Source organism: Luteibacter sp. UNCMF366Tsu5.1, assembly GCF_900119235.1.
GTDB lineage: Bacteria > Pseudomonadota > Gammaproteobacteria > Xanthomonadales > Rhodanobacteraceae > Luteibacter > Luteibacter flocculans.
Map to the genome: position 1 here is coordinate 897865 of NZ_FPIS01000001.1, position 11688 is coordinate 909552.

Genomic DNA, 11688 nt, shown 5'->3' on the forward strand with positions numbered 1-11688 from the left:
TCGCGAATCGATGGCGGATGGATGGGCGGTGGCGGGCGTCAGGACGCCTGCTTCACCTTGTGCGCTTCCATCGCGGCAATGAACGTGTCGAACAGGTAGCCGACGTCTTCCGGGCCCGGGCTCGCTTCTGGGTGTCCCTGGAAGCAAAATGCAGGCCGGTCGGTCAGGGCGAAGCCCTGCAGCGAGCCGTCGAACAGCGAGGTGTGGGTGATGCGGACATTCGTCGGCAACGTGGCCGGATCGACCGCGAACCCGTGATTCTGCGAGCTGATGAGCACGCGGCCGGTATCGTGATCCTTCACCGGGTGGTTCGCACCGTGATGGCCGAACTTCATCTTCAGCGTCTTCGCGCCGATCGCCAGCGCCATGATCTGGTGCCCGAGGCAGATGCCGAAGGTGGGGATCCTGGTATCGAGAATCTGGCGGGTCGACTCGATGGCGTAGTCGCACGCGGCGGGATCGCCCGGGCCGTTGGCGAGGAACACACCATCCGGATTCATGGCGAGGACGTCGGACGCGGGCGTCTGCGCAGGCACGACCGTGATGTCGACACCGCGGCCGGCGAGCAGGCGCAGGATGTTCTGCTTGACGCCGAAGTCGTACGCCACCACACGGAATTTCTTCGGCGCGTTGTAGAACGCCTGCTTGTCGAGGTCGTACACGCCCTCGTTCCACTGGTAGGTGGCCGTCGTGCTGACGACCTTGGCGAGGTCCATGCCGTTGAGGCCGGGGAACGCCTTGGCCTTGGCCACTGCGGCATCGGCGTCGATAGCCTCGCCCGCAACGATGCAGCCATTCAGCGCGCCCTTCTCGCGAAGGATGCGCGTGAGACGACGCGTGTCGATGCCGGCGATGGCGACGATGCCATGACGCTGCAGGTACTGCGGCAGCGGTTCCACGCTGCGCCAGTTGCTGGCGAGGCGCGGCACGTCGCGAACGATGAGACCCGCCGCGTGAACGCGGTCGGCTTCGACGTCGACGTCGTTGGTACCGGTATTGCCGATGTGCGGGTACGTCAGCGTGACGATCTGGCGGGAGTACGACGGGTCGGTCAGGATTTCCTGGTAACCGGTCATGGCGGTGTTGAACACCACCTCGCCAACCGTCTCACCGCGGGCACCGACAGAGTGGCCGTGAAAAATGCTGCCGTCTTCGAGAGCAAGCAGAGCAGGAGTACGCATGGGATGGCCGCCTTCAGGTGCAGCAAAGCCCGCAAGCCTGCGTGAAGCGGCTCGTGGGCCTTGGGGATAAGGATCGTAGGGCGGGTAAGAATGATAGGCGCGAAAGGCCTTTCTGTCCACCTCATCCGATGAATGAACGCGTAGGAAAATGCCGCGAGGGAACGTGGTCCGACACGATACAATGCTCGGCAAGGTAACCCTGAACCGAGATCGCCTGCATGCTGCTCGACCCTGCCCGCCTGGAACGTCCCGACACAGACATCAGGCACGATCCGTTCTCGTTCATGATCGCCCACGGGCAACTGCCGGACGAGGCGCGCAGCGACCTGGAGCGCGACTTCCCCCAGTACAGCAGCGCCGGGTTCTTTCCCTACGACGCCAGCGATTGCGGTCCATCGGTAAACGAGCTGGTGGAACAGATGACCTCGCGCGCGTTTTCCGCCGCGATCGGCCGCCATATGGGCATCGAAGGCCTGGAGAACTACCCCACCCTGGTCACGCTGTGCCGGCTGCTCAACCGCCGCCACGGCACCATTCATACCGACAGCAAGTCCAAGATCGCCACGGCGTTGATCTATCTCAACCCGATGTGGCCGGACACCAGCGACGGCTGCCTGCGTTTCCTTCGCTCGATCAACGACATCGACGACATGATTGCGCCGGAGTTGAAGCCGCTTTACGGCGAGTTCGCGGTCTTTCGCCGAGCGGAAAACTCCTTCCACGGCCATCTGCCGTACGAAGGCGAACGCCGGGTCATCCAGGTGGCCTGGCTCACCTCGGAGGAAGAGAAGGCCCGCAAGACCAAGCGCGGCAAGTTCTCGCGAGCCTTCAAGAAGATCTTCGGCAAGCTCGACCGCAAGGTCGGCGCCGACCGCGACCGCAACGCCTCTCACCCCGACTGAGCCACGCAGGAGCCGCATGGCGGTTCCTGCGAAGCAGAGGTAGGAGCCACCCTGGTGGCGAAAAGCCAACGAAGCGGTGTAGAGGCGAGGCAAGCGTCCGCCGCCAGCAGGCTGGCTCCCACCAGCAAGTTCCGAAGCGATGTTGTGGGAACCGCCATGGCGGCGAGAAGCCAACAGAGCGGCGACGCGGGAAGTTTTTGCGGGAAGCGATAGCGGTGAGGCAAGCTTCCCTCGCCACCATGGCGGCTCCTACAAGGGGGATGGCGGCTCCTGCAAGGGGACGGCGGCCCCTACGGGGAGTGGCGAACCCTCACCGGCCGCCGAACCACCACGCCACGAACAGGGCGAACACGCCGTAGAGCGCCCCGATTGGCATCAGCCAGCGGGCTTCGACCGCGCCCCGGCGGAACATGGCCCAGAGCACGATGATGGCGACGGCAGTGATGACGCCCGCCACCACCAGCGGCGTATCGAACAGCCACGGCGTGGCAAACAGCGCCAGCGAACTGGGAATAGTCGCCTGGATCATCATGGCGCCCGAGATGTTGGCCAGTGCCAGCCTCTCCTTGCCCTGACGTACCCAGATCAACGCGTTCACCGTTTCGGGCAGTTCCGTCGCGACCGGACTCAACACCAGCGCAACGATGTGCGGCGATAAGTTGAAGAACGTACCGAGCGATTCCAACTGCCAGACGAAGGTGCGCGACGCGATCGCGATCACGAGCAGCGCCAGCCCGGTCTGCAATACCACCCAGCCCATCGCCGGATCGGCCTCGTGCCTGCGGAATGTGAGCGGTTCGAGTTCCTCGTCTTCCGGACCGCTGGTGTCGTCGCGCATTTCCCGCCACACGTAGAACGCATACGCGGCCAGGAACAGCACGCCCAGCCACGGCTTCCACGCGAAGGCCACCAGGCCGAGGCCCAGCTTCACGAGAAAGATCGCGAGGAACCAGGACTGATCACGGGCAAGCCGCCGGTGGTCCACACGAATCCGCGTGTCCTGTCGTTTCAGGCGCTTGCGGCCTGCATATAAAGCGAATCCGACGACCGCATAGGCGATGGTAGCCAGCACCAGTGGGCCGCCGAGCGCCGCACCGACGCCGATGTCACGGGCCTCGGGACTCTTCCCGAACATGACGGCCACAAAGGTCACGGCGCTTTCCGGCAAGGCCGTACCGAAGGCGGCCAGCACTGTACCGGTGGTGGTCGAGCCGAGATTGAGCTTGCGCCCAAACCATTCGACACCGTTGACGAAGTATTCGCAGGCGAAATAGATGGCCCCGGCAGACACCAGGAACAGGAAGCACGTCAGCAGCATGATCGACTTAAGGCCGGGCGAGCGAAAGAAACCGATGGCACAACGACACCGCTCGCCCGGCCGGGTGAGCATGTCGATGGCCAAAGGTCTCGCCGGGCCGACAGCGCACTCTCCATGCGCCGCTACCGTTCGCGCCATGGGGTCGAAAACGACCGCCAAGTCTGTTGACGCGAACTCCTCAGGGGGAACGAGGATGGCTACTCCCCAATGACATCGGCGCGGATGTTAACACGGCTTCGAGGTTCGGGCAGCCACCCGGCGGCGGCTGGCGACGGGAACCTGCTGGTGGGAGCCAGCCTGCTGGCGATGGAAGCTTGCCTCGCTGCTACACCGCTTCGTTGGTTTTCGCCAGCAGGCTGGCTCCCACCGGCACCTTTTGACTTGTCGCCTCCAGGCTGGCTCCGACCTGTGCCTTTGGACTTTCGCCGCAACAGCGGCTCCGGCAGTCGGCGTCACACCTTCGCTGCAATCACATCCTCGATAGTCCACGCGCCAGGCGCGCGGCCGGTGATCCAGGCGGCCGCTTCGAGCGCACCACGCGCGAAGATCGAGCGATCCGTCGCTCGATGACCAAGCTCGATGCGCTCGCCCTGGCCCATCAGCAGTGCCTGGTGCTCGCCGACGATGTCGCCGCCGCGCACCACCGCAAAACCGATCGTGCCAGCCTGGCGCGGACCAGTGCGCCCCTCGCGCGCATAGACGGCCAGTTCATCCAGCGTGGCGCCGCGGCCCGCAGCCGCCGCATGACCCAGCGCGAGCGCCGTGCCGGAGGGAGCGTCTTCCTTGCGATTGTGATGCGCCTCGACGATATCGAGGTCCCAGCCCGGCAGTGCCGCGGCCGCTTCGCGCAGAAGGCGCGTCAGCACGGCGACACCGAGGCTGAAATTCGCCGCGCGCAGCACCGCGATGCTTTCCCCGGCCTTGGCGAGGCGCTCCTCAATGGCCGGCGACAAGCCGGTAGTTCCGGTGACGAGGGCCGCGCCGCTCGCCTCGCAACGCTCGATTGCGGCGAGCAAGCCGTCCGGACCACTGAAGTCGATGACCACGTCGACATCGCCGTCGCCGGACCAGTCCGCGAAGCGGATGGGGGAAACGTCGCCATACACCGCTTTGCCCAAACGACCCGACGACGGGGAGACAACAGCGCGCACGAGTTCGAAACGTTCGTCGTCGCGCGCAAGGTCCAACAGTGCAAGCCCCATGCGGCCAGAGGCGCCACTGATCGCGAGACGGACGGGTCGGGACATGCGAGGCACTCTGCGGACGAGGAACGTCAATGCTAGTGGATACCCAGGCGGCACGGGTACACGTGCCGCCCCCCCCCAGCGATGACGCGGCGAGGCAACTTCCCTCGCCGCCATGGCGGCTCCCGCACGAAGATGGTGGCTCTCACACAAAGATGGCGGCTTCCTGGGCTCTGGAAGCCGATCTGGGCTTACGACGTGACGCGCGACCAGAACTCTTTCACGCCATCCATGAACGTGTTGGAGCGCGGCGTGTGCTTCGCGGCGTCCTCGCCGACGAATGTAACTTCCAACTGCTGCAGCAGGTCGCGTTGCTCCTTGGTCAGGCGAACCGGCGTCTCGACCACCACGGTGCAGATGAGATCGCCCGTGCGTCCGCCGCGCACCGACTTCACGCCGCGACCGCGCAGGCGGAACTGCTGACCCGTCTGCGTTTCCGGCGGCACGCTCACCGGCACCTCGCCTTCCAGCGTCGGCACCATCAACTCCGTGCCAAGCGCGGCCTGAGCGAAGCGGATCGGCATCTCGCAGTACAGGTCGGAACCGTCGCGCTGGAAGATCGGATGCTCGCGCACGCGCACTTCTACGTAGAGATCGCCCGCCGGCGAACCGGCCGGACCAGCTTCGCCCTGCCCGGTAAGACGGATGCGATCGCCATTATCCACGCCCGCCGGAATGCGCACCGACAGGGTGCGTTCTTCTTCGAGGCGCCCTTCGCCGTGGCACTTCTTGCACGGCTTGTCGATCTTCTGGCCGGAGCCATGACAGGTGGGGCACGCCTGCTGGATGGAGAAGATGCCGTTCTGCATGCGCACACGGCCATGGCCATTGCAGGTCGTACAGGTGGAGACCTTGCCGTCTTCCGAGCCCGTGCCGTTGCAATGGTGGCAATTCACCTGCGTGGGGATGTCGATCTTCTTCTCGATGCCGAACACGGCTTCTTCGAGATCGAGATCCATCATATAGCGCAGATCGGCGCCGCGGCGCGCACGCTGGCGACCGCCGCCACCGCCAAAGATGTCGCCAAAGATGTCGCCGAAGATATCCCCCACGTCGCCGAACCCGGCGCCATGGCCGCGGCCGAAGCCACCGCCTTCAAAAGCGGCGTGACCGTACTGGTCGTACGCGGCGCGCTTCTGCGCGTCGGACAGGATGTCGTAGGCTTCCTTGGCTTCCTTGAACTTCTCGAGCGCCTCCGGTTCCGGATTGCGATCGGGGTGATACTTCATCGCGACGCGACGAAAGGTCTTCTTGAGGTCACCCTCGGTCACGGTGCGTTCGACACCGAGAATTTCGTAGTAGTCGCGCTTGCTGCTGCTCATTGCACGCTTGCTTTCCCTTGACGGACGATCGCGCCGACGGGTTTCCCCTCGGCGCGATCGATCGCTTCAACCGTTGGAAACACGCCACGGGCATGAACCCGCGGCGTATCGCTTGCTCAACAAGGCGACTTACTTCTTGTCGTCCTTGACTTCGGTGAACTCGGCGTCGACCACGTCGTCCGGCTGGGCCGAACCGCCGCCCGGTGCCGACTGACCCGAAGCGTCCTGCGCACCGCCGGCCTGGGCCGCCGCGGCGAGCGACTGGGCGACCTGCTCGAGGTTGGCGATCTTGGCTTCGATGGCGCCCTTGTCGTCGCCGTCCTTCACCTTCTCCAGATCGGAGACGGCGCTGTCGATGCTGGCCAACTGCTCGGCCGGGATCTTGCCGCCGTGCTCCTTCAGCTGGCTGCGCGTGGCATGGACCAGCTGATCGGCCTTGTTGCGCACCTGCACCAGTTCGTGGAACTTGCGGTCGTCCTCGCGGTTGGCTTCGGCGTCGGCCACCATGCGCTGGATCTCGTCGTCCGAGAGGCCGGAGCCGGCCTTGATCTCGATCTTCTGTTCCTTGCCGGTGTCCTTGTCCTTCGCCGACACATGCAGGATGCCGTTGGCGTCGATGTCGAAGGTGACCTCGATCTGCGGCGTGCCGCGCGGTGCCGGACGAATGCCCTGCAGGTCGAACTTGCCGAGCGACTTGTTGGCGCTGGCGCGCTCGCGCTCGCCCTGCAGCACGTGCACAGTGACCGCGGTCTGGTTGTCGTCGGCGGTGGAGAACACCTGCGACGCCTTGGTCGGCACGGTGGTGTTCTTCTCGATCAGCTTGGTCATCACGCCGCCCATCGTCTCGATACCGAGCGACAGCGGGGTCACGTCGAGCAGCAGCACGTCCTTCACCGAGCCGCCCAGCACACCGCCCTGAATCGCGGCGCCCACGGCGACGGCTTCATCCGGGTTGACGTCCTTGCGCGCTTCCTTGCCGAAGAAGTCCTTCACGGCTTCCTGCACCTTCGGCATGCGGGTCTGACCGCCGACGAGGATCACCTCGTTGATGTCGGACACGCGCAGGCCGGCGTCGTTGAGCGCGGTGCGGCACGGATCGATCGTGCGCTTGACCAGGTCTTCCACCAGCGACTCGAGCTTGGCGCGGGTCAGCTTGATGTTGAGGTGCTTCGGACCCGAGGCGTCGGCAGTGACGTACGGCAGGTTCACGTCGGTCTGATGCGAGGACGAGAGTTCGATCTTCGCGCGCTCGGCGGCGTCCTTCAGACGCTGCAGCGCGAGCTGGTCCTGGCGCAGGTCGATGCCCTGCTCCTTCTTGAACTCTTCGACGAGATAGTCGATGACGCGGTTGTCGAAGTCTTCGCCACCCAGGAAGGTGTCGCCGTTGGTCGCCAGCACTTCGAACTGCTTCTCGCCGTCGACGTTGGCGATCTCGATGATCGACACGTCGAAGGTGCCGCCGCCGAGGTCGTACACGGCGATCTTGCGGTCGCCCGTGGCGGTCTTGTCGAGGCCATAGGCCAGCGCGGCCGCCGTCGGCTCGTTGATGATGCGCTTGACGTCGAGACCGGCGATCTTGCCGGCGTCCTTGGTGGCCTGACGCTGGCTGTCGTTGAAGTAGGCCGGCACGGTGATAACCGCTTCGGTCACCGGCTCGCCCAGGAAGTCCTCGGCAGTCTTCTTCATCTTCATGAGGACCTTCGCGGAGACTTCCTGCGGGGCCATCTTCTTGCCGTCAGCGGTCTGCACCCAGGCGTCGCCGTTATCGTGCGCGACGATGCCGTAGGGGACGATCTTGATGTCCTTCTGGACTTCCGCGTCGGTGAACTTGCGGCCGATGAGGCGCTTCACCGCGTAGAAGGTGTTCTTGGGATTGGTGACGCTCTGACGCTTGGCCGGCGCGCCGACCAGAACCTCGTTGTCCTTGGTGAACGCGACGATGGACGGCGTAGTGCGATCGCCCTCCGCGTTCTCGATGACGCGCGCGGTCGAACCTTCCATCACTGCAACGCAGGAGTTGGTCGTACCGAGGTCGATGCCGATGATCTTGGCCATTGAAGTTGCTCCGGAATGCTAAGCGGCCCCCGCGGCCGCGACTGTTGTGAAAGTGGGGCTCTGCCCCATTGATTCAATGCCTGGTGAGACGCCCCGGCGGCCTCGAGACCGCACCGCACGGGGTTTTCGTTCAGTTGTCGCGCACCACGGCGACGAGCGCCGGACGCAGCAGACGATCGTTGAGCACGAAGCCCTTCTGCACCACGGCCACGACGGTGCCCGGCGCATGCTCGTTCGACTCGACCGAGCTGATGGCCTGGTGGTGGTCCGGGTTGAACGGCTGGTGCAGCGGGTCGACCACGCTCAGGCCGTTGGCCTGGGTGACCTTCTCCAACTGCTTGAGCGTGAGTTCGAGGCCTTCGCGCAAGGTCTTCGCGTCGGCCGATTCATTGGCCAAGCCCAGAACGATGCCGTCGTAGACCGGGAGCAGGTCGCCGAGCAACTTTTCGTTGGCGAAACGGCGAGCCTGATCGAGGTCACGCTGCAGGCGGCGGCGCTGGTTCTCAATTTCGGCGCGCTCGCGCAGCACCGTCTCGCGCGCCTGCGCCAGCTCGTTCTCGAGGGCGCCCAGCTTCGCGGTAAGGGCGTCGAGGTCGGCGTTCACGCCGTGCTCCGCCGTACCATCCTGCGCCGGATCCGGCACATGGGGATCGTTGTTCTGCATGCTTGCTCCAAATGTCAGCCAACCGGCCCGCTCGATCGAGGGGCCGAACATTCGCGGGAAATTAGTAAACCCGCCTCCCGGGGCGGTTTATGAGGTCGCCGCGGCGCGATTCAAGGCGTCGCTGAGCAATCCGGCCGTGGCTTGGACCACGGGGATCACCCGCTCATATGCCATACGCGTCGGTCCAATAACTCCGACAGCGCCGAGCATGCGGCCGTTGGTGCCGTAGGTGGCGGTGACGATGCTGCAGCCGTCCAGGGCCGAGAATCCGGATTCCTCTCCGATGAACAGGCGCACGCCGGGCGCCTTGACGCACATTTCCATCAACTGCAGCAGATCGCGCTTCTGCTGGAAGGCGTCGAAGAGGTCGCGCAGCCGGTCGATATCGGCCAGTTCGGCGTACCCCATGAGGTTGGTCTGGCCGCTGACCAGCACGTCGTCGGCGTCCTCGTCCGGGGCGAACGAAGCCGTGGCCAGTTCCACCACGCTGGCAAGCATGCGATTGAGTTCGCCGCCTGCCTCGCGCAATTCGCTGGCAAGGTGCGCGCGGATGTCCGCCAGCCGGAAGCCGGCGAACTGCGCGTTGAGGTAATTGGCCGCCTGCTCCAGTTCGCTGGCGCCGATCGGACGCGCAAGCTGGATCACCCTGTTCTGCACCTGGTTGTCCGAGAACACCAGGATCACCAGCACGCGGGCGTCCGGCAGGGAAACGAAGTCGATATGGCGCAGCGGGAAATCGCCCTGGCGTGGCACGGTGACCACGCCAGCGAAATGCGTCATCGCCGAAAGCAGGTTCGAGACGTTGCCCAGGAGATCGCGCGTGGTGGTCTGGTGCGGTGGCAGGCTGCCCTGCAGGCGCGCCATCTCGTCGCGTGGCAGCGGCTTGAGTTCGAGCAGGCTGTCCACGAAAAGACGCAGGCCACGCGGCGTAGGCACCCGACCGGCCGAGGTATGCGGCGATGCGACCAGCCCGGCCTCCTCGAGGTCCGCCATGATGTTCCGGATGGTGGCTGGGCTCACTTCCAGACCCGACGAACGCGCCAGCGTGCGTGAGCCGACCGGCTCGCCATCCGAAAGGTATTGGGAAATCAGGGTCCGCAGCAGCCGGCGCGCGCGAGCATCGATGTCGTGACCGGTAAACGGATTCATGCGCCTGACTGGATGAAGAAAGGGGTCGGTTGCTGCCGCTATCAATAAGGTCTTGCCGCCCCGCTTGCAAGTCTCGGCTCCTGCGACTCCGCTCCCGCTACAATCGCGGCGTTTCCCTCCGCCACGTCGGTGCCCATGCTCACCTCGCTCTACGTCCGCCAGTTCGCCGTCGTCGAAGAAGCCGAGGTCGCCTTCGGCCCCGGCCTCACCGTGGTCAGCGGCGAGACCGGTGCGGGCAAGTCGCTGCTGGTGGATGCGCTGATGCTCCTGGCCGGCGCCCGCGCCGACAGCGGCATGGTGCGCGCCGGTTCCGATCGTGCCGAACTCGCCGCCGAGTTCGATCTGGCCGGCTTGCCGGAAGCCACCGCCTGGCTGCGCCAGGAGGAACTGGACGACGGCGAGACCTGCCAATTGCGCCGCGTGATCCGCACCGAGGGCAGCTCACGCGGCTGGATCAACGGGCGCCCGGCCAGCCTCGCGCAGATGTCGGCCCTGGCCGCGTTGATCGTGGAGATCCACGGCCAGCACGAGCACCAGGCCCTGCTCTCGCGCCAGCATCAGATGGCCCTGCTGGACGCCTATGCCGGCAACGAGGAGCGTCTGGCTCGCGTGCGTGACACGGCCCGCGCCTGGCGCGACACCGTGGCACGCATCCGCACCTTGAGCGGCGGCGACGATCGGGATCACCAGATCGAACTGCTCGCTCACGAACTGGAAGAACTGGATCGCTGGGCGCTGGCACCTGCGGCCCTGGAAGAACTCGAAGCGCAGCACCGTCGCCTTGCCAATGCCGGCCGTCTCGCCGAGGGCGCCAACGGCGTGGTGGAAATGCTCGACGGCGAGAGCGAATTCGCCATCGGTCGTGCCCTGCTCCGAGCGCATGCGGAGCTGTCCCGGCTGGCCGAACTGGACGCCACACTGGCACCGACGCTCGAACTGTTGGACAGCGCCCAGATTCAGGTGGGCGAAGCCGTCGATGGGCTGGGTCGGTACGCACAGGACGTCGAACTCGACCCCGAACGGCTGGCCGAGGTGGACACGCATCTCAGCCACCTGCACGAACTCTCGCGTCGCTATCGTCTGCCGATCGAGGAATTGACGGCCAAGGCCGACGAACTCCGCGAGCGCCTTGCCGAGCTGGAAGGCGCCGGTGACGCGCTGGATCGCCTCGGCAAGGAGCGCGATCGTCTGCGCAAGGCATACGACGAGGCAGCGTCCGATTTGTCGGCCACGCGCCGCGATGCCGCCGGTCGCCTAGGCCATGCGGTGGCGGAGCTGATGGGTGAGCTGGGCATGGCGGGCGGGCGGCTCGAAGTCGCGCTGGAGCCCGCCGAAGGCGACGATCCGGACCCGCAAGGCCGCGAACGCTGCGAACTGCTGGTCAGCGCCAACCCAGGTCAGCCGCCCCGGCCGCTGCGCAAGGTGGCCTCCGGCGGCGAGCTGGCACGCATCAGCCTCGCCATCGAGGTCGCCACGCTCGGCAACGACAACATCGGCTGCATGATCTTCGACGAAGTCGACACCGGCATCGGCGGCGCCGTGGCCGAAGTGGTCGGCCAGAAACTGCGGGCGCTCGGCGAACGCGTGCAGGTGATGTGCGTTACCCACCTGCCGCAGGTAGCGGCCCAGGGACACGCGCATCTTCGCGTGGCGAAGGAAAGCGATGGCGAAGCCACGCGCACGCGCATCCACGCGCTCGACGCGAATGGCCGACGCGACGAACTGAGCCGCATGCTCGGCGGCGTTGAAATCACGAAAGAGACGCGCGCCCACGCCAAGAAGATGCTCGACCGCGCGCAGGGGTAAGCCCATCCACGAGTGGGCTAGCCCCACCCTTGTGGGAGCCGCCATGG

General features: G+C 65.6%; 9 protein-coding genes and 1 riboswitch. Of the genes, 2 read left to right on the forward strand and 7 right to left on the reverse strand.

Going from position 1 to position 11688, the window contains the following annotated elements:
• Positions 1-38 precede the first annotated feature (38 nt).
• A complete protein-coding gene (gene carA / locus BT115_RS03895; RefSeq protein ID WP_072321207.1) occupies positions 39-1181 on the reverse strand; it encodes a glutamine-hydrolyzing carbamoyl-phosphate synthase small subunit in 1143 nt (380 codons plus the stop codon).
• Positions 1182-1399: 218 nt separating this feature from the next.
• Between carA and BT115_RS03900 the strand changes: the two genes are divergently transcribed.
• Positions 1400-2083: a 2OG-Fe(II) oxygenase family protein gene (locus BT115_RS03900; protein ID WP_072321208.1), complete on the forward strand. Its 684-nt coding sequence runs from the start codon at positions 1400-1402 to the stop codon at positions 2081-2083.
• 310 nt (positions 2084-2393) lie between these two features.
• On the opposite strand, the gene BT115_RS03905 is transcribed toward BT115_RS03900, so the two are convergent.
• The 6 genes from BT115_RS03905 to hrcA form a co-directional block, all read right to left on the reverse strand.
• Positions 2394-3401, reverse strand: coding sequence for a sodium:calcium antiporter (locus tag BT115_RS03905; RefSeq protein WP_072322241.1), 1008 nt, complete (start codon positions 3399-3401; stop codon positions 2394-2396).
• Between the two features lie 16 nt (positions 3402-3417).
• Positions 3418-3619: riboswitch (yybP-ykoY riboswitch) on the reverse strand.
• Positions 3620-3853: 234 nt separating this feature from the next.
• Positions 3854-4648 (reverse strand): 4-hydroxy-tetrahydrodipicolinate reductase, encoded by a 795-nt coding sequence (gene dapB / locus BT115_RS03910; RefSeq protein ID WP_072321209.1) that lies wholly within the window; start codon positions 4646-4648, stop codon positions 3854-3856.
• A gap of 188 nt (positions 4649-4836) precedes the next feature.
• Positions 4837-5967: a molecular chaperone DnaJ gene (dnaJ, locus tag BT115_RS03915; RefSeq protein WP_072321210.1), complete on the reverse strand. Its 1131-nt coding sequence runs from the start codon at positions 5965-5967 to the stop codon at positions 4837-4839.
• Between the two features lie 129 nt (positions 5968-6096).
• The gene (gene dnaK, locus BT115_RS03920; protein WP_072321211.1) at positions 6097-8022 is read right to left on the reverse strand and encodes a molecular chaperone DnaK; all 1926 of its coding nucleotides are present in this window, start codon (positions 8020-8022) and stop codon (positions 6097-6099) included.
• Between the two features lie 130 nt (positions 8023-8152).
• Entirely contained in the window at positions 8153-8686 is a 534-nt protein-coding gene (grpE, locus tag BT115_RS03925; protein ID WP_072321212.1) for a nucleotide exchange factor GrpE, read from the reverse strand.
• A gap of 87 nt (positions 8687-8773) precedes the next feature.
• A complete protein-coding gene (hrcA, locus tag BT115_RS03930; RefSeq protein WP_072321213.1) occupies positions 8774-9835 on the reverse strand; it encodes a heat-inducible transcriptional repressor HrcA in 1062 nt (353 codons plus the stop codon).
• A 135-nt stretch (positions 9836-9970) separates the two neighbouring features.
• On the opposite strand from hrcA, the gene recN reads away from it, so the two are divergent.
• Entirely contained in the window at positions 9971-11641 is a 1671-nt protein-coding gene (recN, locus tag BT115_RS03935; RefSeq protein ID WP_072321214.1) for a DNA repair protein RecN, read from the forward strand.
• Positions 11642-11688 lie beyond the last annotated feature (47 nt).